The sequence below is a fragment of the Rhizobacter sp. OV335 genome, from assembly GCF_900142965.1.
GTDB lineage: Bacteria > Pseudomonadota > Gammaproteobacteria > Burkholderiales > Burkholderiaceae_C > Rhizobacter.
On sequence record NZ_FRCQ01000032.1, the window covers coordinates 43,354 to 64,823 of the forward strand.

The 21,470-nt window shown below is 68.0% G+C and carries 19 protein-coding genes; 9 read left to right on the forward strand and 10 right to left on the reverse strand.

The window, feature by feature from the left end; genetic code table 11:
• The first annotated feature begins 507 nt into the window (after positions 1–507).
• The 5 genes from ugpB to ugpQ all read left to right on the forward strand — a co-directional run bounded on the left by ugpB (position 508) and on the right by ugpQ (position 5,498).
• On the forward strand, positions 508–1,836 hold the full coding sequence (gene ugpB, locus BUE42_RS26210; RefSeq protein ID WP_073468235.1) for a sn-glycerol-3-phosphate ABC transporter substrate-binding protein UgpB: 1,329 nt from the start codon (positions 508–510) through the stop codon (positions 1,834–1,836).
• A gap of 90 nt (positions 1,837–1,926) precedes the next feature.
• Positions 1,927–2,811: a sn-glycerol-3-phosphate ABC transporter permease UgpA gene (gene ugpA, locus BUE42_RS26215; protein WP_073468236.1), complete on the forward strand. Its 885-nt coding sequence runs from the start codon at positions 1,927–1,929 to the stop codon at positions 2,809–2,811.
• 1 nt (position 2,812) lies between these two features.
• On the forward strand, positions 2,813–3,664 hold the full coding sequence (ugpE, locus tag BUE42_RS26220; protein ID WP_073468237.1) for a sn-glycerol-3-phosphate ABC transporter permease UgpE: 852 nt from the start codon (positions 2,813–2,815) through the stop codon (positions 3,662–3,664).
• A gap of 11 nt (positions 3,665–3,675) precedes the next feature.
• Positions 3,676–4,752, forward strand: coding sequence for a sn-glycerol-3-phosphate import ATP-binding protein UgpC (locus tag BUE42_RS26225; protein ID WP_073468238.1), 1,077 nt, complete (start codon positions 3,676–3,678; stop codon positions 4,750–4,752).
• Positions 4,749–5,498 carry a glycerophosphodiester phosphodiesterase gene (gene ugpQ, locus BUE42_RS26230; RefSeq protein WP_073468239.1) on the forward strand — a complete coding sequence of 250 codons (750 nt, stop codon included), beginning with the start codon at positions 4,749–4,751 and terminating at the stop codon, positions 5,496–5,498. Before BUE42_RS26225 ends, ugpQ begins: the two co-directional genes overlap by 4 nt.
• Here ugpQ and BUE42_RS26235 read toward each other — a convergent pair.
• Positions 5,472–6,809 (reverse strand): MFS transporter, encoded by a 1,338-nt coding sequence (locus BUE42_RS26235; RefSeq protein ID WP_073468240.1) that lies wholly within the window; start codon positions 6,807–6,809, stop codon positions 5,472–5,474. The genes ugpQ and BUE42_RS26235 overlap by 27 nt on opposite strands.
• Before the next feature lie 119 nt (positions 6,810–6,928).
• On the opposite strand from BUE42_RS26235, the gene BUE42_RS26240 reads away from it, so the two are divergent.
• Positions 6,929–8,557, forward strand: a complete 1,629-nt coding sequence (locus BUE42_RS26240; protein WP_200799031.1) for a sensor histidine kinase — start codon at positions 6,929–6,931, stop codon at positions 8,555–8,557.
• A 9-nt stretch (positions 8,558–8,566) separates the two neighbouring features.
• Here BUE42_RS26240 and BUE42_RS26245 read toward each other — a convergent pair whose 3' ends face one another.
• The 5 genes from BUE42_RS26245 to BUE42_RS26265 all read right to left on the reverse strand — a co-directional run bounded on the left by BUE42_RS26245 (position 8,567) and on the right by BUE42_RS26265 (position 14,661).
• The gene (locus tag BUE42_RS26245; RefSeq protein ID WP_073468241.1) at positions 8,567–9,595 is read right to left on the reverse strand and encodes a cupin-like domain-containing protein; all 1,029 of its coding nucleotides are present in this window, start codon (positions 9,593–9,595) and stop codon (positions 8,567–8,569) included.
• Positions 9,558–10,964, reverse strand: coding sequence for a tetratricopeptide repeat protein (locus tag BUE42_RS26250; RefSeq protein ID WP_073468242.1), 1,407 nt, complete (start codon positions 10,962–10,964; stop codon positions 9,558–9,560). Before BUE42_RS26250 ends, BUE42_RS26245 begins: the two co-directional genes overlap by 38 nt.
• Before the next feature lie 97 nt (positions 10,965–11,061).
• Positions 11,062–13,578, reverse strand: coding sequence for a hypothetical protein (locus tag BUE42_RS26255; RefSeq protein ID WP_143171770.1), 2,517 nt, complete (start codon positions 13,576–13,578; stop codon positions 11,062–11,064).
• 245 nt (positions 13,579–13,823) lie between these two features.
• Positions 13,824–14,285, reverse strand: a complete 462-nt coding sequence (locus tag BUE42_RS26260; protein WP_073468244.1) for a CesT family type III secretion system chaperone — start codon at positions 14,283–14,285, stop codon at positions 13,824–13,826.
• Between the two features lie 157 nt (positions 14,286–14,442).
• A complete protein-coding gene (locus BUE42_RS26265; RefSeq protein ID WP_073468245.1) occupies positions 14,443–14,661 on the reverse strand; it encodes a SlyX family protein in 219 nt (72 codons plus the stop codon).
• A 76-nt stretch (positions 14,662–14,737) separates the two neighbouring features.
• On the opposite strand from BUE42_RS26265, the gene BUE42_RS26270 reads away from it, so the two are divergent.
• From BUE42_RS26270 to BUE42_RS26280, 3 genes are read left to right on the forward strand one after another with little or no spacing between them, the layout of a single operon-like run.
• A complete protein-coding gene (locus tag BUE42_RS26270; RefSeq protein ID WP_073468246.1) occupies positions 14,738–15,904 on the forward strand; it encodes an MFS transporter in 1,167 nt (388 codons plus the stop codon).
• Positions 15,905–15,961: 57 nt separating this feature from the next.
• Complete coding sequence (locus tag BUE42_RS26275; RefSeq protein ID WP_073468247.1) at positions 15,962–16,291, forward strand: helix-turn-helix transcriptional regulator; 330 nt, start codon at positions 15,962–15,964, stop codon at positions 16,289–16,291.
• Positions 16,292–16,297: 6 nt separating this feature from the next.
• A complete protein-coding gene (locus BUE42_RS26280; protein WP_073468248.1) occupies positions 16,298–17,572 on the forward strand; it encodes a type II toxin-antitoxin system HipA family toxin in 1,275 nt (424 codons plus the stop codon).
• 6 nt (positions 17,573–17,578) lie between these two features.
• Here the strand turns inward: BUE42_RS26280 and BUE42_RS26285 are convergent, their stop codons facing one another.
• From BUE42_RS26285 to ftsA, 4 genes are all read right to left on the reverse strand, one after another.
• A complete protein-coding gene (locus BUE42_RS26285) occupies positions 17,579–17,821 on the reverse strand; it encodes a hypothetical protein (RefSeq protein ID WP_073468249.1) in 243 nt (80 codons plus the stop codon).
• 28 nt (positions 17,822–17,849) lie between these two features.
• Positions 17,850–18,785: a UDP-3-O-acyl-N-acetylglucosamine deacetylase gene (gene lpxC / locus BUE42_RS26290; protein ID WP_047505748.1), complete on the reverse strand. Its 936-nt coding sequence runs from the start codon at positions 18,783–18,785 to the stop codon at positions 17,850–17,852.
• Positions 18,786–18,866: 81 nt separating this feature from the next.
• The gene (gene ftsZ, locus BUE42_RS26295; protein WP_073468250.1) at positions 18,867–20,066 is read right to left on the reverse strand and encodes a cell division protein FtsZ; all 1,200 of its coding nucleotides are present in this window, start codon (positions 20,064–20,066) and stop codon (positions 18,867–18,869) included.
• A 168-nt stretch (positions 20,067–20,234) separates the two neighbouring features.
• Positions 20,235–21,464, reverse strand: coding sequence for a cell division protein FtsA (gene ftsA / locus BUE42_RS26300; protein ID WP_073468251.1), 1,230 nt, complete (start codon positions 21,462–21,464; stop codon positions 20,235–20,237).
• Positions 21,465–21,470: the final 6 nt, after the last annotated feature.

A 21,470-nucleotide genomic window follows, 5' to 3' on the forward strand; every position in this document is an offset into this window, starting at 1 on the left:
GCCTGCTCGCCTGTGGGGCACTTGGTCGCAAATGGTACCTCAGGGGATTGTGTTCGCTGGCGCAGGACGGCGGGCGCTCCGGGGCGGGACTGTCCCCCGCCGGTGGACTGCCTCGCGGCAGTCCACCGGCTCCTCCTTTACGTCCCTCCCCGGAGCCCCCACCACCCTGCGCCCGGGTTGCCTCGCGCGAGGAACTTGGAACACACACCCTCCCCCACCCACACGCTGCGGAACGCGCGCAGGAGGGAACGTTTCCGGCGCGGGGTGCTGGGGTGCTCGCGGACAGGACGTAAAGGAGGAGCCCTCGGGCCGCCGGGAGGCGGCTCGAGGGCGGGGGACAGTCCAGTCCGTGAGTACCCCAGCACCCCGCGCCCGCACACGAAAGAGCCCAGAGGGGTATTCCACAGTTGCCGCAGCCCCCCAACCGCGACATAAACGGACTGTCACAAACTCGTAGCACACTGCGCGGCTGGTCAAAAACCAACCCGTCATTTTCCGGAGAAGTACATGACAACGAAAAGATACGCCGCCCTCGCCGCCGCCGGCTTCGCCGCGCTGGCGCTCGCCGGCCCCGCCCAGGCCCAGGTCGAAGTGCAGTGGTGGCATTCGATGACCGGCGGCCTGAACGAATGGGTCAACGACCTGGCCACGCAGTTCAACAACAGCCAGAAAGACTACAAGGTCGTCCCGACCTTCAAGGGCAACTACGACGAGTCGATGACCGCCGCGGTGGCCGCCTTCCGTGCTGGCAACGCACCGCACATCCTGCAGGTGTTCGAGGTCGGTACCGCGACGATGATGTCGGCCAAGGGCGCGATCAAGCCGGTCGGCGAAGTGATGAAGCAGAGCGGCGTCAGCTTCGACCCGAAGGCCTACGTGCCGGCGGTCTCGGGCTACTACACCGCGCCGAACGGCGAGATGCTGTCGTTCCCGTTCAACAGCTCGACGACGATCTTCTATTACAACAAGGACGCCTTCAAGGCCGCCGGGCTCGACCCGAACAAGCCGCCGACCACCTGGCCGGAAGTGACGCTGGCCGCCGCGAAGCTGAAGGCCAACGGCTCGAAGTGCCCGTACACCACCAGCTGGATGAGCTGGGTGCACCTGGAGAGCTTCTCGACCTGGCACAACACGCTGTTCGCGACGCAGAACAACGGCTTCGGCGGCCCGAGCGCCCGCCTGGCCTTCAACTCGCCGCTGCACCTGCGCCACTTCGAGAACCTGGCCAACATGTCCAAGCAGGGCCTGTTCGTCTACAAGGGCCGCGCGAGCGTCGCGGTGCCGTCGTTCGTGTCGGGTGAATGCGCGATGTTCACCGGTTCGTCGGGCTCGTACGCCGATGTCAGCAAGGGCGCGAAGTTCGCGTACGGGCTGGCCCCGCTGCCGTACTACCAGGATGTGCCGGGTGCGCCGCAGAACACCGCGATCGGCGGTGCGAGCCTGTGGGTGATGGCAGGCAAGAAGCCGGCCGAGTACAAGGCCGTCGCCGAGTTCTTCAAGTACCTGTCGAGCCCGGACGTGCAGTCGGCCAGCCACAAGCGCACCGGCTACCTGCCGATCACGACGGCGGCCTACGAGCAGACCGAGAAGTCGGGCTTCTACAAGGAAAAGCCGGGCACCGACGTCGCGGTGACGCAGATGATCCGCAAGACGACCGACAAGTCGCGCGGCATCCGCCTCGGCAACTTCGTGCAGATCCGCACCATCATCGACGAGGAAACCGAGCAGATCTGGTCGGGCAAGAAGGACGCGAAGACGGCGCTGGACGACGCGGTGAAGCGCGGCAACGAGCAGCTGGAGCGCTTCGAAAAAGCGAACAAGGCGCCCGCGCCTTGATCTGAACGGGGTCGCGTCGCGGCACAATGCGCGCGACGCGGCTGCCCCAAAAAGGCGGCCACCCCGGCCGCCTTACTCATTCTGAACCCCATGGAAAAGCGAGTTAGGTTCGATTCGCAGGTGTTGCCGTGGATGCTTGTCGCACCCCAGCTGGCGATCTGCGCCGTCTTCTTCTTCTGGCCGGCCGCCCAGGCGCTGCTGCAGTCGATGCAGGTGCAGGACAGCTTCGGCCTGTCGACCGAATGGGTCGGGCTGGAGAACTTCAAGACGCTGTTCGGCGATTCGGCCTACCTCGAATCCTTCAAGGTCACCGCGGTGTTCTCACTGCTGGTGGCGGTGCTGGGCATCGCGCTGTCGCTGATGCTGGCGATCTTTGCCGACCGCGTGGTGCGCGGCGCGCTGTTCTACAAGACGATGCTGATCATCCCGTATGCGGTGGCACCGGTGGTGACCGGCGTGCTGTGGGTGTTCATGTTCTCGCCGTCGATCGGCGTGGTGGTCTACGGGCTGGACCACGTCTTCGGCTTCCAATGGAACCACCTGCTCAACAGCACGCACGCGATGACGATGATCGTCACCGCGGCGGTCTGGAAGCAGATCTCGTACAACTTCCTGTTCTTCCTGGCCGGCCTGCAGTCGATCCCGAAATCGCTGATCGAGGCCGCGGCCATCGACGGCGCGCGGCCGTGGCGGCGCTTCTGGACCATCCAGTTCCCGCTGCTGTCGCCGACCACCTTCTTCCTGCTCGTGATCAACATGGTGTACGCGTTCTTCGACACCTTCGCGATCATCGATGCCACCACCCACGGCGGCCCGGGCCGCGACACCGCGATCCTGGTCTACAAGGTCTATCAAGACGGCTTCAAGGGCGGCGACCTCGGCGGCTCGGCCGCGCAGTCGACGGTGCTGATGCTGATCGTCATCACGCTGACGGTGCTGCAGTTCCGCTACGTCGAAAAGAAAGTGCAGTACTGACATGGTCGAGCGCCGCTCCACCCTGGGCATCCTCGCCCACGCCGTGATGATCCTCGGCGTGCTGATCGTCGCGTTCCCGCTGTACATCGCGTTCATCGCGTCGACGCACACCTCGCAGGCCATCCTGCAGGTGCCGATGCCGCTGTCGCCCGGCGGGCACTTCTGGGAGAACTACCTCGCGGCGCTGAACGGCCACGGCGGCGGTGCCGGCTCGAACGCGCCGGTCGCCCGCATGATGTGGGTGAGCCTGGTCACCGCGCTGGTGATCACCTTCGGCAAGATCGCGATCTCGCTGCTGTCGGCGTTCGCGCTGGTGTACTTCCGCTTCCCGCTGCGCGGCCTGGTGTTCTGGGCGATCTTCGTCACGCTGATGCTGCCGGTCGAGGTGCGCATCAGCCCGACCTACAAGGTGGTGTCCGACCTGGGCCTGCTGAACACCTATGCCGGCCTCACGGTGCCGCTGATCGCGTCGGCCACCGCGACCTTCCTGTTCCGGCAGTTCTTCCTGACCGTGCCGGACGAGTTGGTCGAGGCCGCGCGCATCGACGGCGCCGGCCCGATGCGCTTCTTCAAGGACATCCTGCTGCCGCTGTCGAAGACCTCGATCGCGGCGCTGTTCGTGATCCAGTTCATCTACGGCTGGAACCAGTACCTGTGGCCGCTGATCGCCACCACCGGCGAGCAGATGTACCCGGTGGTGGTCGGCATCCGGATGATGATTGCCGGTGGCGACTCCGGCAACGAATGGAACATCGTGATGGCGACCGCCATCCTCGCGATGCTGCCGCCGGCGATCGTCGTGATCCTGATGCAGCGCTGGTTCGTCAAGGGCCTCGTGGACACCGAGAAGTAAAGAACAACACCATGGCAGCCATTTCCCTCAAGAACGTCGTCAAGCGCTACGGCATCGGCCCGAAGGCCAACCAGGTCATCCACGGCGTCAATGCCGAGATCGGCGACGGCGAGTTCATCGTCATCGTCGGCCCGTCGGGCTGCGGCAAGAGCACGCTGCTGCGCATGGTCGCGGGCCTCGAAGAGGTCTCCGACGGCGAGATCTCGATCGGCGGGCGCGTCGTCAACGACGTCGAGCCGTCCGAGCGCGACATCGCGATGGTGTTCCAGAACTACGCGCTCTACCCGCACATGAGCGTGTTCGACAACATGGCCTACGGGCTGAAGATCGCGAAAGTGCCGGTCGCCGACATCAAGACCCGCGTCGACAAGGCCGCGAAGATCCTCGAGCTCGGCGCGCTGCTGCAGCGCAAGCCGCGCGAGCTGTCGGGCGGGCAGCGCCAGCGCGTCGCGATGGGCCGCGCGATCGTGCGCCAGCCGCAGGTCTTCCTGTTCGACGAGCCGCTGTCCAACCTCGACGCGAAGCTGCGCGGCCAGACGCGCCTGGAGATCCGCAAGCTGCACGCCGAACTCGGCGTCACCTCGCTGTTCGTCACGCACGACCAGGTCGAGGCGATGACGCTCGCGCAGCGCATGATCGTGATGAACGCCGGCCACATGGAGCAGATCGGCACACCGGAAGAGGTGTACGCCCGCCCGGCCACCACCTTCGTCGCGAGCTTCATCGGCTCGCCGCCGATGAACCTGCTGACCGGCCGCGCGCAGGGCACGCGCTTCGCGTTCGGCGGCGTCGACCTGCCGCTGCCGGCCGCTGCGCCGCGCGACGGCGAGCTGATCCTCGGCGTGCGCCCGGAGCACCTGGGCCACGCGAGCATCGCGCACGACGGCGGCTGGCCGCTCGCGATCGAGATGGTCGAGATGCTCGGTGCCGAGCGCCTGGTGCACGGCCGCATCGCCGACCACGGGTTCACGCTGCGCATCGACGGCACGCTGGTGCCGCCGGCGCCCGGCAGCACGCTGCACCTGCAGCCGTCGGCCGACCACCTGCACTGGTTCGATGCGGCCACCGGCAAGCGGGTCGTCGCATGACGGCCTGGCCGTATCCGCTGTGGGTGGCGCACCGGGGGGCCGGGCTGCTGGCACCCGAGAACACGCTGGCCGCGTTCCGCGTCGGCGCGAGCCACGGCTACCGCGCGTTCGAATGCGACGTGAAGCTGAGCGCCGACGGTGTGCCCTTCCTGCTGCACGACGCGACGCTGCAGCGCACCACGCCCGAGCGCGGCAAGGCATCGGAGCGCAGCTGGGACCAGCTGTCGCGGCTGGACGCCGGCGGCTGGCACAGCCGCGGCTTCACTGGCGAGCCGATCCCGAGCTTCGAGGCGATCGCCCGCTACTGCCTGCGCAACGGCTTCGCGCTGAACATCGAGATCAAGCCGACGCCGGGCGACGAGGCCGAGACCGGCCGCGTCGTCGCGCGCGAGGCCGCCCGGCTGTGGGCCGGCGAGGCGGTGCAGCCGCTGCTCAGCTCGTTCAAGCCCGATGCGCTGGCCGCCGCCCGCGACAGTGCGCCGGCGCTGCCGCGCGCGCTGCTGCTCGACGGCCTGCGCGACGGCTGGCTGGAAGAAGCGCAGTCGCTCGGCTGCGTTGCCGTCGTGACGCACTACGGCCTGATCGACGCCGCGGTGCTGGCACGCGTGCACGGTGTCGGGCTGCGTGCGCTGGTCTACACCGTGAACGACCCGGCCGAGGCGCGCCGTCTGGTGGCGCTGGGCATCGACGGCATCATCACCGACGCCGTCAACCGCTTCTCACCGGGCGCCGCCATCCACGACTGAGGACGGCCCGGGCCGCACATCCGCCTCCGCCCCCACCCAATCCTCGACGTTCTCCAGCTTCGGCAGCTCGCGCACGTTGCGGATCACCGGATGGCGCCCCGCCACCGCGGCCACCAGCAGCGCAAAGCTGCCGGCAAACACCAGCGAGGCGCGCAGCCCCACATGCTCGCCCAGCCAGCCGCCGAGCAACGCCCCCGGCCCGGCCGGGATCAGGATCAGCCAGCGCATCGTCGCCGTCATCCGACCCAGCAGCGGCTCGGGCGTCACCGCCTGCCGCAGCCCGAGGAAGTTGATGAAGATCAGCACCGCGCCGGCCGAGAAGCACAGCAGCATCGCCGCGAAGGCCGCAACGCCCCAGGAGTTGGCCGGCGCCACCGCCAGCACCAGCCAGCCGACGCCGCAGATCACGAAGCCCAGCACCAGGCACGGCCCGGGCCCGTAGCGCCGGCTGATGCGGTTGCCGTACACGCTCGCGAGGATGGTGCCGCCGCCCATGCCTATGTAGCTGAGCCCGATCGCCTGCTCGCCCAGGCCCAGCGTGCGGGTCGCGAACAGGATCTGCACCACCAGCGCCGCGTGGTGGCACATCTGCCACAGGCCGACCGCGACCGCCAGCGCGATCAGCAGCCGCTGGCTGCGCACGAAGCGCACGCCGGCCTGCAGGTCGCGCCAGAAATGCGCATCGGCGCGCGGCCGGCGGATCTCGACGATGCGGATGCCGCGCAGGATGCCGGCCGACAGCAGCAGCAAGGCCGCATCGACCAGCAGCGCGAGCGGCGCGCCCACCAGCTTGATCAGCGCACCGGCCAGCCCCGGCCCGGCCACCTCGGCGCCCGAGGTGGCCAAGGCGTTCTTCGCATGTGCCTCCACCAGCCGCTCGCGCGCCACCACCTGGGTCAGCACGATCTGCGCGGCGGTGCCGGCGGTCGTGTAGACCGTGCCGATCACGAACGCGACGACGTACATCCACGGCATCGTCAGCCAGCCCATCCACCACGCGAAGGGCACGCTCGCGACGACCACCGCGAGGCTGGATTCGCCGAGGATGTAGATCGGCAGCTTGCGCACCCGGTCGAGCCAGACACCGGCCGGCAGCGAGAACAGCACGAAGGGCAGTGTCTCCATCATCGTCAGCAGCCCCATCTGCGTGGGCGACGCGTGCAGCAGCAGCGCGGCGGTCAGCGGCAGCGCGAGCATCGTGACCTGGCCGCCGAACGAGCTGATCAGGATCGAGGTCCAGAGCCGGCGGTAGGTGGCGTCGTGCAGCAGGTCGCCGGGCGGCAGGGTCAGGCGCGCGGGCCAGCGAATCATCGATTCCCTCTCATATTTATGCGGTATGGGTCTGATCCCGAACCGCACAGTGTGCCGTGGTTCGCTACCATCCGGCAGCAAGGCTGGAGGAAGCGCAAAGCTCCCCGCCTGTCGAATGAATGCAGCACATCACGGAGGTGCATGACATGGAAGGCTTGCAGATCCTTCACCTGGAGGACGACACGCTCGACGCGGAGCTGGTGCACCGCGAGGTGGCGCGGCTGGACATCCAGTCCCACTGGGTCACCGTCAGTTCGAGCGAGCAGTTCTTCGACGCGATCGAGAACACCCGCTTCGACGCGATCCTCTCCGACAACCGCGTGCCCGGCATCGAAGGCCTGCAGGCCCTCGAGGTCGCCCGACAGCGCCGCCCCGGCATGCCGTTCATCTTCGTCAGCGGCAACACCGATCCGCGCTGGGCCGAGCACTGCCTGGAAGCCGGCGCCACCGACTACGTCCCGAAGGACCAGCTGTTCCGCCTGCCGAGCGCGCTGCGCCGGCTGCACGATGCGCGCGAGGCCGAGCGGCTGGCGGCGCTGACGCGCGGGCGCGCGCTGCTGGTCGACCTGGTGAAGGAGTTGTCGCTCGCGCGCAGCACCGACGCCATCGTGCGCATCGTGCGGCGCGGCGCACGCGAGCTGAACCAGGCCGACGGCGCCACCGTCGTGATGCGCGAAGGCGACTTCTGCCACTACGTCGACGAAGACGCGATCGGCCCGCTCTGGAAGGGCAGCCGCTTCCCGCTCGACTCCTGCATCAGCGGCTGGGCGATGCTGAACCGGCAGTCGGTCGCGATTCCCGACATCTACCAGGACCCTCGCATTCCGCACGATGCCTACCGGCCGACCTTCGTGAAGAGCCTGGTGATGGTGCCGATCCGGGCCGAGGCGCCGATCGGCGTGATCGGCAACTACTGGGCGGACGCCCACGAGGCGACGCCCGACGAGGTGCAGCTGATCCAGGCGCTGGCCGACTGCAGCTCGCTGGCGTTCGAGAACGTCGCGGTCTACGAGAACCTGGAACGCCGCGTGCAGCAGCGCACCGCCGAGCTGCAGGAGGCCAACAGCGAGCTCGAGGCCTTCAGCTACTCGGTCTCGCACGACCTGCGCTCACCGCTGCGGGCGGTGCAGGGCTACAGCGAGATGCTGCTGGCCGACACGGTGCCGCCGCTGCAGGGCCAGCCGCTGCTGTTCGCGCAGAACATCCTGGTCGCGGCGCAGCGCATGAACACGCTGATCGAGGACCTGCTCGGCCTGTCGAAGGTGACGCGCGCCCAGGTGCGCGTGCAGTCGGTGCACGTCGGCGCGATGGCCCGCGACATCCTGAACACGCTGCAGACGGCGTGGCCGCAGCGCAGCGTGCGCGTCGACATCGACACGAGCCTGATGGCCGACGGCGACGCCGGCCTGCTGCGGCTCGCGCTCGAGAACCTGTTGTCGAACGCCTGGAAGTTCACCAGCAAGCGCAGCGACGCGACGGTCTCGTTCAGCGCCGAGGCGCAGAAGGACGGCCACCTCGTCTACTGCGTGCGCGACAACGGCGCCGGCTTCGACATGGCCTACGTGCAGCAGCTGTTCGAGCCGTTCCGCCGGCTGCACCGGGAGTCGGAGTTTCCCGGCACCGGCGTCGGCCTCGCGATCGTGCGGCGCGTGGTCCAGAAGCACGGCGGCGAGATCTGGGTCGCGGCCGAGAAGGACAAGGGCGCGAGCTTCTTCTTCACGCTGCGGGCGCGCGGCACCGGGCGCTGACGGCCCGGCTCAGCGCAGCCGTTCCTTCAGCAGCGCCCGCAGCCGCTCGCGCAGCTCGGGCGTCATCTCGCCGAGGGACCCGCGGCGGTTCGGCGGGATGTGCGCCGCCGCGTCGCGCTGCGCATCGAACACGTAGTGCTCGAAGATCGCGCCCCATCCGCGGCGCTCTTCGGCCGGCAAGGACTTCAGGCACAGCAGCGCATGCAGCAGGCTGTCGAGCGCCGACGGCAGCGGGTCGTCGACCGCCAGCGCGCCGCGCCACCAGTAGTTCACCAGCATGTTGAAACCGGCCAGCGATTCGACCTGGTGCCACCACAGCGCCGGGATGTGGATCGCATCGCCCGGCGCGAGTTCGGCCACCTGCGCGGCGGCCATCGCGTCGCGGAATTTCGGGAAGCGTTCGAAATCGGGCGCCGCGAAGTTCACCAGGCTGATCGGCGTGCCGGTCGGTGCGTGGTCGAGCGGGCCGATGTACAGGTTGCCGATCTGCTCCGGCGGGAACAGCGTGAAACGGCGCCGGCCGGCCACCACGCAGGCGATGTTGCTCGATTCGTCGAAGTGCGCCGGCGTCGTGATCGCGTTGCCGAGCCAGATGCGCGGCACGATCCGCCCACCGAGCAGCGGCAGCGGGTTCTCGTCGACGAAACCGGGCAGGCAGTCGGGGATCGGCGAGCTCTGCACCGCGACCGCCGGCGGGTTCGGGAAGGCCGAATAGCGCAGCACCTGCTCCAGCACCGTCGACAGCGGCAGCTGGTTGCGCATGAAGTTGAAGCCGCTCATGTCGGCGTTGTAGAAGAGGCGCCCATGCTGGTCGGGCGGCGTCATCACCGCCTGCACCTGGCTGCCGTTGTCGTGGTCGGCCAGGTACTGCGCGATCGCCAGCGGCGAGGCCAGGCCGTGGCGCACCGCGGGCCAGTGCTTCACCAGGCCGCGCAGGATGGTCGGGCGGGCGCTGCCGAGCACCTCGCGGCGCAGCGTCTCGTCGTCGAGGTCGACGACTTCAGGGATCGGTGTGCTGGTGATCGGCTGGGACGGCATGGTCCCGCGAGGATAGCCCACGCAATGCCTCGCCCAGCGCCGCAATGACCGGTGCCCAGTCACCGCGCCGGGCCTGCCGGAACAGGCGCAGCGCGCCCGGGTACCACGGCGAATCGTCGCGGCCGGTGAGCCAGCGCCAGTCGGTCATCTGGTGCGGCAGCAGCACCCAGCAGGGCTTGCCGAGCGCGCCGGCGAGGTGGGCGACGGCGGTGTCGACGCAGATCACCAGGTCGAGCGCCTGCACGATCGCGGCGGTGTCGGCGAAGCTCTCGATCTCGCCGCCCAGGTGCAGCGCGACCGGCCCGCGCGTGGCCTCGTCTTCGCCGGCGCCTTTCTGCAGGCTGATGAACTGCAGGCCCGGCAGCGCGGCGAGCGGGGCCAGCACGTCGATCGACGGCAGCGAGCGCTCGTCGTCGTTCTCGAAGGCGGGGTTGCCTTTCCAGACCAGACCGACGCGCAATCCTTTCGCCGGCAATGCTTGCTGCAGGCGCAACTGCCAGCGGGCGACGGCCGCCGGCTCGGCCCGCAGGTAGGGCTGCGCGGCAGGAATCGTGTCAGGCCGGGTGTTCAGGAGACGCGGCACGCTGGTCGCCGAGGTCCAGCAATCCCAGCGCGCGGGCGGCAGCAGGCCGTCAGAGGGCAGCAGCTCGTCGATGCCGTCCAGCGTCGCCAGCAGCACCTGCAGCGGCGGTGGGCACAGCAGCGTGACCCGCCGCGCGCCGGCCTGTTTCAGCGTGGTGGCGAAGCGGGCGAACTGGATCATGTCGCCGTAGCCGCCTTCCAGGCCGACCAGCACGCTGCGGCCGTCGATCGGCTCGCCGTTCCAGCGCGGGCAGGTGACGCGTCCGGTCAGGTCGAGCTGCCAGCCGCGCCAGGCGTAGTGCGACCAGCCTTCATCCCAGCGCCCGTCGCGCAGGCACAGGTAGGCGAGGTTGATGTGCGCCTTCGGGTAGTGCGGGTCGAGCGACAGGCTGCGCCGGCAGCAGGCTTCGGCGTCGTCGTGCCGGCCCATCTGCACCAGCAGCACGCTGAGGTTGGACCAGCCGGCTGCGGCTTCGGGGTCGAGCTGCACGGCCGTCCAGCAGCCGGCCAGCGCTTCGTCGAAGCGCTTCAGCCGTGCCAGCAGCGCGGCATGGTTCAGGTGGATGGTGGGTTGCGACGGCCGCAGCGCGAGCGCGCGGCGGTAGCAGGCCTCGGCCTCGTCGAGGCGGCCGGCGGCTTCGGCCAGCCAGCCGAGGTTGGCGTGGGCTTCGCCCAGCTCGGGCTCGATCGAGACGGCCTCGCGGAAGCAGGCTTCGGCGCTCGCGGCATCCTGCGCGGCGAGGTGGCGGGTGCCGTCGAAGAAGCGTTGGGCGGCCGTGGAGGGCATCTGCCCATTTGAATCGGGAGCACCCGTCGGCAAAGGCCGGAATCGCGGCGCGAAAGCCGGCCTGTTCGGCGTTGCATGCCTTGCGGCAAGACCGGACTCAGTCTTCGGTCATGTCACGTGGCACCTTGATGACTTCGAACTGCAGGCTCGCCCGCAGTAGTTTCAAGGTCGCACGCTGGCCGCGATTCAGGTCTCGCGAGCAAAGCAGCAAGGTCACGTTGTCGAGCAGCTCACGGCGTCGCACAAGTCCCTTCTTGTTTGACCAGTCATCCACCAGTTCGTCGATATGCTCAAACCTGACCGTCGCAAACGCATGCAGAAAGGCCTTCAGCGATTCATGACGCTTGTACAGCGGGTCACTCTTCGCCAGCGAGTTGCCCCAATGCGCTTTCAACAGGTCGCCCAGGACGCGAGGCAGTATCGGCTGCACCTCCTGTGAAGCCAGCGCCGCTACATCCGCATCGAACACCAGCATCTCGATGAGCGGCCCGTCGAGCCGGATCTCATGGGTCGGATCGAACACCGCCGCGCGCGAGACTCTTGCGGCTTGCTCAAAATCATCGAGGCGGCAATTCTTCGCGAAAACCTCTCTCAGCGTCCTGGTATCGGCGTCCTGGAAGCTGACGTCCATGGCCTTGAGACTGTCCTCGAAGCCTTGACGGTACATGCCGATGTGGGCGTGCTCCGTCTTGATCGTCGGCAGCCCGGTGCTGCGGGAAATCGCGTCCTTGATCAGCCTGAGCGCCTCTCCGCGCGTTTTTTTGCCCGCAAACTTCTCGTGGAGTCTGATCCCGAGCTGGATGCGTTGCAGCGGATCGAAGCCGAGCGCCTGCAGGATGGCGGCGGCGTCACTCGCCTTCAGTTCGTTCTCGGATCTGGCCTGTTGCGCCGCGTCGAGAAGGCCGTTGGCCAGCAGTTCGACGGCCAGCGATACGCAACTGGCTGCGGCATGGAAATGCTCTCGCTCACCTGCAAACGCGTCGTCGCCGCCGATCGGCGCACCGGCGCCGTAGGCCACACCGAAGCCGTCCAGGAATGCGCGTTCGAGCGCCTTGAGCCCGGGCGTGTTCAGCACAATGCTGGCACCGTCTTGCTGATCTCGCTTCTGCAGATGCGCCGCGCGGCGCACGACGTGCAGCTTGTAGCCCATCATTGCGTAGTAGCCCGCCAGCGCCGCGGCCGGGAACGCCCCAACCACCGGAACCACGGTAGCCGACGTCGTTGCCGTGATGACACCGGTCATGCTCAGGGCCGACGCCATGGTCGACGCGACACCGCCCCCACCGCGCAACACGCTGTTCACTCCTCGGCCGACCGCGAAATTCTTGTTCTTCCGGGCGAGTTTCAGCTGGTCCTTGAAGAACCCCTGGCAGGCCCGGGCGATCGCGTCGGACGTATCGCTCGTCAACACGTCGTCGTCGATCAATGCATCCAAAGCAGCTATCGCGCGCTTGCAGCGGGCGATGTCTGCGCGGGCGGCCGACCGTTCGGCCAGCGCCTGGTAGGACTCGATGAGGCCCGTACCCAGGCTGCCGGCACCCACCACCGTGCCGAGGCTGCTGGTGACCTCCGATGCGCCCGCGGTGTAGGCCACGCCCTTGGCGAAGTTCGCGGTCGCGGAGACGGGTGCCACCCCGACGTCCTTGATCAAGCCGCTGTTGACGCCTCGATACGCGTGGCCGTTCGCCTCCGCGGAGTTGGCATGCGGCAGCCGGATGTCTTCGTCGCTGTCCGGGTCTGCGGACTTCCGCTTCGCGTACGCCGCGATGATGCCCGCGGTGTCCTTCCAATTGCACAGCGCTTCCCGGCAACGGCTGAAGGCTTCCGCGTCGGCCGGCGTGGGGTCCTCCTTGTTCAGGGCCAGCTTGGTCAGGAAATCCATGTAGCCCCTGAAGTTCAGGACCACCTCGAGCTTCGCCGTGGACACCTTGTCGGCCGCCGTCTGCCGGTTCTTGTAGATGTTCGCGGCGTTGTACAGCGACAGCGGGAGATTGAACATGTCGGGGAAGCCGTCGCCGACGGGCTGCTCGTGCAGTGGGAGGACCGCCGTCTTGAAGGCCTGGTCCCCCGACATCGCCATGAAATCCAGCTGGTGATTCGTCCGATTCGCAGCAGGCACCGGAGACCCCGCCGGCCGCTGGGTATGGCCCGTCTTCCTGGGCGGCAGCGCTTTCTGCACCGCCGTGACGGGTGCCAGCAACACCCCGTCGACCACCTTGCCACACTGTTCCAGCTGTTTCTTCGCGGGGCTGATCGGCATCTTGCCGTGGCGGTCCGCCTTGAGCTTCAGGCTGCCATCCTGGGCAAACTCGATGCAGCCCGCTTTCAACGCCTTGCGGGTGGCACGCGCGACGTAGAGCACCACGACATTGCCCAATGCCCATTCGCAACGGATCCACGCGGCCAACGAAGCACCGTCGATGGGCGGGCCGCACAGCACCAGCCGATCGGAATCACCCGGGTGGATGGTGTCGGGGGTCGGTCGCAGAAGGCCGCCCTCGTTGTTGAGATACTCCCCCGCGCGTTCCTTGTACACGGCATACAACGGGGGGAGGAAGCTTGCATTCTTGGGCTCGTCCCCATTCCCGCCCGGCTTCAAGGTGGGCAGCAGCAACTCGACTTCTTTTCCTTGCTTCAGAACGCAGGCGAGCTTGGCCCTCCCGAGGGAGTTCGAACGCAGGCACCACCCGTTCTTTCGAAAGGCCGGCCGGCCCTGGCGGCCCGAGGATGACGTTCTTGTGAGGCCCGATGGTCTTTGTTCGAAGACCGAGTTCCGCCTAGCGCGTTTGAAGCGGCCGGATGGAGACAAAGGCTCATTGCCTTCAATGGATCCACGCGGGCTGGGTCTGGGTGATTCAATCATGGCCGCATCTCCAGCCATCCGGCGACGATCGCGTGAGCATCCGCCGGCACATCGGCAGCTTGCGACGCCAACAGGGCACGCCAGTGGGGCATCCACTCCGGCAACTGCCGCACGATCAGGTCGGCCAGGCCGTCCTTCTCCTGCTCGAGCACCTCCAAAGGCTGCTGCATGATCGCGACGATGTGGCCGCTGTCGGCCTCCAGGCCAAGCACCGGCACCGCGTCGCTCTCGGCTTCGAGGTTGAGTGCCAGCAGGCGGCGGTAGAACCCGCTGTCCGCGCCTCCCGGCGGCGGCCCCAGGTCGACCAGAATGCGGCACGCGTCGTCGGGCCAGTGGTCGATCAGCACATCGTGGCCATCGACACTCAACAGCCCGCGTTCCCTCACATCGGCCGCCGCATCGCGTGGCAAGGCCTTGCACAGCTGCGCCAGCAGCGCATCGAATCGTTCTTGACTCATCGGGTCGCCCTTCGTGGGGTTTCCCTCCCTGACCAATCCACCCCGGGCATGGGTCGTGCCCTTCGCAGATGGGAGCTGTGTGGTCAGGGCGTGGCGCTTCGTTCCAGCCGGCTCACGATCGTTGACAGTCTCCCCCGTACTTGTTCACGGTCCAGGCTCAATAGTGCGGTGGCAACTCGTCGCGCAGGCTGCGGAACGCACCGGCGTCCTGCCCGGCCCCTTGTTGGCGCAGCAACGCGATCTGCGACGCCATCTGCTCGATCTGCTGCTGCTGGCGGGCCACCAGGGCATTCAGCGCATCGAGCAGGTCCTCGGTGAAGCTGGCCTTGATCTCGAGGGCGGTCAGGCGCTGGTCTGTTTCATGTTGGAAGTCCATTCCGGTATTGGACCTCAGCATGGCCGCGGGTAATCCCGTAGAGTTCGGGCTTCCTCCCCGCTGTCCATCCGCCCCTGTGAACCTCCCCCTGCTCGCCCTCGCCGCGGCCGCCTTCGGCATCGGCACCACCGAATTCGTGATCATGGGCCTGCTGCCGGACGTCGCCCGCGACTTCGGGGTCACCGCACCGGTGGCCGGCATGCTGGTGTCCGGCTATGCGTTCGGCGTGACGATCGGTGCGCCGATCCTCGCGATCCTCACTGCCAAGTGGCATCGCAAGCGGGCGCTGGTTTCGCTGATGGGCTTGTTCATCCTCGGCAACGCGCTGTGCGCGATCGCGCCGAACTACGAATTCCTGATGGTCGCGCGCGTCGTCACCGCGTTCTGCCATGCCGCGTTCTTCGGCATCGGCGCGGTGGTCGCCGCCGGGCTGGTGCCGCACGAGAAACGCGCGCAGGCCGTCTCGCTGGTGTTCACCGGCCTCACCGTCGCCAACATCCTCGGCGTGCCGCTGGGCACCGCGCTCGGCCACGCCGCCGGCTGGCGCTCGACCTTCTGGGCCGTCACCGGCATCGGGCTGGTCGCGATCACCGCGCTGTGGCGCTGGCTGCCGTCGGCGCTGCCGGCGCAGGAGGGCAGCATCCTGCGCGAGTTCCGCGCGATCGCGCGCTTCCAGGTGCAGTGCGCGCTGCTGATCAGCACGCTGGCCTCGGTCAGCATGTTCAGCGTGCTGACCTACATCGCCTACCTCCTGCGCGACGTCACCGGCTTCTCGCCCGACCAGATCAGCTGGGCGCTGATGCTGTTCGGCGGCGGCATCACGGTGGGCGGGCTGCTCGGCGGGCGGCTGGCCGACTGGCGGCTGATGCCGGCGATGGCCGGCCTGTTCGCCTGCATCGCGCTGGTGCAGCTGACCTTCTCATGGACCGCGCAGTTCGCGCTGCCGGCGATGGTGACGCTGTTCGTGTGGGGCATCGTCTCGTTCGCCATCGGCCCGGCCGCGCAGGTGCGCGTGCTCGACACCGCGACCGGCGCGCCCAACCTCGCGTCGACGCTGAACCAGGGCGCGTTCAACCTCGGCAACGCCGGCGGCGCCTGGCTCGGCGGCCTGCTGATCGCCGCCGACCGGCCGCTCACCGACCTGTGCTGGCTCGGCGCCGGCGTCGCGATGCTGGCGCTCGGGGTGGTGCTGGTGTCGGCGCAGATGGACAAGCCGCGGAGGCTGGCGGCGAAAGTTGCTTGACGAGCACCGCTTACATGGGTAATGTGTTACCCAATAAGTCGCTTATTGGGTAGCAGAATGGCCGTCACCACCACGACACCTCTTGAGGTCGACAGCGCTGTCGTGCAGCTGGGGCAGAACATCCGGCTGGCCCGCATTCGCCGGCGCATGAGCCAGGAAGAATTGGCCCAGGCCTGTGACATCACCCGCAAGACGCTGTACGCGCTCGAGAAGGGCAATCCGCGTACGACCATCGGTACGGTCTTCTCGGTGCTCTGGAAACTGGGCCTGATGAGCACGACCACAGCGCTAGCCGACCCCGATGCCGACGAGCACGGCAAGATCCTCGAGGCGGCGCGCCGGCCTCAGCGCGCACGCCAGCCGGTCGCCGACGACAACGACTTCTGATCACCCATGGCCGCCGACGAGCAGTCCTGCTACGTCTACATCCAGCTGCCCGGCGCGCTGGAAACGGTGCCCTGTGCGTCGCTCAAGGTGCGCAGCCTCGGTGCTGGTTCGCACGAGGGGACGTTCACCTACGGCAGGCGCTACCTGGAGCGCAGCGACGTGGTCGCGCTCGACCCGTTCCACCTGCCGCTGACGACGAGGCCGCAGCGCTTCACCCAGCTCAAGGGTCTTCCCGGCGCGGTCCGCGACGCGAGCCCGGATGCCTGGGGTCGGCGCGTCATCCAGGCGAAGCTGGCGCAACCCGAGGCGTCCATCCCGGAGATGGCCTACCTGCTCAACGGCCCCGATGATGGTGCGGGCAACCTGAGCTTCGGGCGCACAGTGCAGCCCCCTGCCCCCCGGCGCCCCTTCAACCGCACGCACCAGCTCCAGGCCCTCATCGATGCGGCCCAGGCGCTGGAGGCCGACGGCCGCTTGCCGCACGAGGTGCTGGAAGCGCTGGAACCCGGCACGAGCATGGGTGGCGCACGACCCAAGGTGACGATCGAGGACGACCACAAGGTGTGGCTTGCCAAGCTGCCCGAGAAAAGCGATCGGCACAACGCCCAGCGCATCGAATACGCAACGCTCGAACTCGCCCACGCCGCCGGCCTGCGGGTCTGCGGTACCCGGCTCGAGCGGGTGGGATCGCACGATGTCCTGATGCTGGAGCGCTTCGACCGCGAGTGGAATCCGCAGGCCCAGGCCTACGCGCGTTTCGGGCTGGTGTCCGGCCTCACGGTGCTCGATGCGGAAGACGGCTACTTCGGCCGCGAGCGCTGGTCGTACCCGCTGCTGGCCGACGAACTGCGCCGCTGGTCGGTCAAGAGCGCCGAAGACCGGCGGGAGCTGTTCCGCCGGATGGTGTTCAACGCGATGGTCACGAACAACGACGACCATCCGCGCAACCACGCGATGCTGCAGCTGCAGGGTGGCTGGCGGCTCTCGCCGGCCTACGACATCGTGCCGGTGCCGATGGTGTCGCAGGAGCGCCGCGACCTGGCGCTGGAAGCGGGGCGGTTCGGCCGCGCGGCGAGCCTCTACAACCTGCTGTCGCAGTGCGAGGCCTTCGGGCTCGGCACCGACGACGCGAAGGCGATCGTCAGCGCGATGCTCGATGTGGTCAGCGGGTGGCGCGAGTTCTTCGCGGCACGCGGCGTCGAAGCCCGTTCGATCGAGATGCTCGAGCAGGCGATGCTGCCGGCATCGTTCCATCGCGACGCGCCCGCACAAGCAGTGTGACCACGCCTAATCGTCGCTCGGCAACGCCACCTCGACCACCGGCGGCTCCCCGCGGAACACCCGCACGATGTGCAGGTAGACCATCGCGTTCACATAGAACAGCAGCACCACCATCGCGATGCGGAACACCTTGATGCCGAGCTTCTGCCAGTGCTTGTCGTCCATCGCGAGGAACAGGCCCCAGGCGATGCCGCTGCCCAGCAGCAGCAGCGCCGCGAAGCCGAGCATGATCCAGCTGAAGATGGCCATCAGGCGTGCAGGTTGGGGTTGAAAGGCGTCACCACGCCGGGGCCAGCGCGGCGAGGCCCGCCGGCGCTTCGCGTTCGTCCTCGAAGCTGACGATCTCGTAGCTCGACGCATCGGCCAGCACCGCGCGCAGCAGCTTGTTGTTCAGCGCATGGCCCGACTTGTACGCGGTGTACGCGCCGATCAGCGGGTGGCCGGCCACCTGCATGTCGCCGATCGCGTCGAGGATCTTGTGCTTGACGAACTCGTCGTCGTAGCGCAACCCGTCGGAGTTCAGCACGCGGTAGTCGTCGACGACGATCACGTTGTCCATGCTGCCGCCCAGGCCCAGCCCGCGCGAACGCATCATTTCCACATCCTTCGTGAAGCCGAAGGTGCGGGCGCGCGCGATGTCGCGCTTGTAGTGGCCGGAGCCCATGTCGAACACCACGCGCTGGCCGGTCTGGTTGACCGCCGGGTGGTCGAAGTCGATCTCGAAGGTCAGCCGGTAGCCGCTGTACGGCTCGAGCCGTACCCACTTCAGCTTCGGCCCCTCGCCCTCGCGCACCTCCACCGGCTTCAGGATGCGCATGAAGCGCTTCGGCGCGTCCTGCAGCTCGATGCCCGCCGACTGCAGCAGGAACACGAACGACGCGGCCGAGCCGTCGAGGATCGGCACCTCTTCGGCGGTGATGTCGACCCGCAGGTTGTCGATGCCGAGACCGGCGCAGGCCGACAGCAGGTGCTCGATGGTGTTGACCTTCGGCGCGCCCGGGTCGCCATTCAGCGACAGCGTGGTCGCCATCCGCGCCTCGGAGATCGACAGCACCGCCACCGGGATGTCGACCGGCGTCGGCAGGTCGATCCGGCGGAACACGATGCCGGTGTCTGGCGGCGCCGGCCGCAGCGTCAGTTCGACGCGCTGGCCGCCGTGCACGCCGACGCCGACGGCGCGCGTCAGGGACTTGAGGGTGCGTTGGGCAAGCATCCGCGGATTCTATTCAGTGGGCGACCCAAGCACGCTTGGATCGCCTTACCGCCTCGATAGCAAGTGCCAACCTGCAACAGATCAATCAGCTTGCTTGCGCAGGAACGCGGGGATCTCGATCTCGTCCATCCCGTTGCTCGCCAGCGCATCCACCTTCGCCGCGGCCGTGCGGCCGTTGCGCCAGACGCTCGGCACGCTCAGGCTGCTGTAGTCGTGCGAGGCGCCGCCCGGCGGGTTGACCGGCTGCGTCAGCACCGGGATGTTGTCGGTGCCGGTGCGCTGCGCGACCTGCGTGTGGACCACGCTGATCGGCGCGGCGACGCGCTTGGCCGGGCTCAGCCCGGTGGCGATCACCGTGACGCGCAGCTGGTCGCCCAGGCTCTCGTCGTAGGCGGTGCCGTAGATCACGTGCGCATCGTCCGCGGCATAGCGCCGGATGGTGTTCATCGCATTGCGGCTCTCGCTCAGCTTGAAGCTGCCCTTGCCCGCGGCGATCAGCACCAGCACGCCCCGCGCCCCCGACAGGTCGATGCCTTCCAGCAGCGGGCAGGCCACCGCCGATTCGGCCGCCTTGTGCGCGCGGTCCGGGCCGCCGGCCGTGGCCGTGCCCATCATCGCCTTGCCGGGCTCGCTCATCACCGTCTTCACGTCCTCGAAGTCGACGTTGACGAGACCCGGGATGTGGATGATGTCGCTGATGCCGCCGACCGCGTTCTTCAGCACGTCGTTGGCATGCGCGAAGGCCTCGTCCTGCGTCACGTCGTCGCCCAGCACGTCGAGCAGCTTGTCGTTCAGGATCACGATCAGCGAATCGACGTTGGCTTCCAGCTCGGCCAGCCCGGCGTCGGCCGCCTTCAGCCGGCGGTTGCCTTCGAAGTCGAACGGCTTGGTGACCACGCCGACCGTCAGGATGCCCATCTCCTTCGCGACGCGCGCGATCACCGGCGCGGCGCCGGTGCCGGTGCCGCCGCCCATGCCGGCGGTGATGAAGAGCATGTTCGCGCCCTTGATCGATTCGCGGATGCGGTCGACCGCTTCTTCCGCCGCGGCGCGACCGGCCTCCGGCTTGGCGCCGGCGCCGAGCCCGGTGGTGCCGAGCTGGATCAGGTGGTGGGCCGTCGAGCGGTTCAGTGCCTGCGCGTCGGTGTTCGCGCAGACGAACTCCACGCCCTGCACGCCGCGCGCGATCATGTGGTCGACCGCGTTGCCGCCGCCGCCGCCGACGCCGATCACCTTGATCTGCGTGCCCAGGTCGAAGTCTTCGATCATTTCAATGGCCATGGTGTTCTCCAATCCTTGTTGCAGTTGCCGTTTTGAGGTGGGGCTCTGGTGAGTCACGTGAGCCTCGTCTGGTGTGTTGTTGTTCTTCATGGGGGATACCTGCTTCCACGGAGTTCGAGGCCGAGGCATGCAAGGGAGCGTGTCTTCATGCGCGTTCTCCGTGGTGTGTCAGAAGTTGCCGAGGAACCAGTCCTTGGCGCGACCGAAAAGCGTCTTCACCGAGCCGGCCTGCTGCGCGGCCTTGATACCGCGCGCACGGCCGAGCCGGGCCTCCTCGAGCAGGCCCATCACGGTGGCCGAGCGGGGGTTCGCCACCATGTCGTGCAGCGAGCCGTGGTAGGTCGGGATGCCCTTGCGCACCGGCTTCAGGAAGATGTCCTCGCCGAGCTCGACCATGCCCGGCATCACCGCCGCGCCGCCGGTCAGCACGATGCCGCTGGACAGCAGTTCCTCGTAGCCGCTCTCGCGAATGACCTGGTGCACCAGCGAGAAGATCTCCTCGACGCGCGGCTCGATCACGCCGGCCAGCGCCTGGCGGCTCAGCATGCGCGGCGGGCGGTCGCCGAGGCCCGGCACCTCCAGGTTCTCGCTCGGGTCGGCGAGCAGCTGCTTGGCGACGCCGTACTCGACCTTGATCTCTTCCGCATCCTTGGTCGGCGTGCGCAGCGCCATCGCGATGTCGCTGGTGATCAGGTCGCCGGCGATCGGGATCACCGCGGTGTGGCGGATCGCGCCGTCGGTGAAGATCGCGACGTCGGTCGTGCCGGCGCCGATGTCGACCAGCGCGACGCCCAGGTCCTTCTCGTCCTCGGTCAGCACCGCATGGCTCGACGCGCTCGGGTTCAGCACCAGCTGGTCCACCTCCAGCCCGCAGCGCCGCACGCACTTCACGATGTTCTCGGCCGCGCTCTGCGCGCCGGTCACGATGTGCACCTTCACCTCGAGCCGGCCGCCGCTCATGCCGATCGGCTCCTTGACCTCGTGGCCGTCGATCACGAACTCCTGCGGCTCGACCAGCAGCAGCCGCTGGTCGTTCGGGATGTTGATCGCCTTCGCGGTCTCGACCACGCGCGCCACGTCGATCGGCGTGACCTCCTTGTCGCGCACGATCACCATGCCGGTCGAGTTCTGGCCGCGGATGTGGCTGCCGGTGATGCCGGTGTAGACGCGCGTGATCTTGCAGTCGGCCATCATCTCGGCCTCCTTCAGCGCCTGCTGGATGCTCTGCACCGTCGCGTCGATGTTGACGACCACGCCGCGCTTCAGGCCATGGGCCGCGGCGATGCCGAGCCCGGCGACACGCAGCTCGCCGTCGGGCAGCACCTCGGCCACCACCGCCATCACCTTCGCGGTGCCGATGTCGAGGCCGACCACCAGGTCCTTGTATTCCTTGGCCATGTTCCG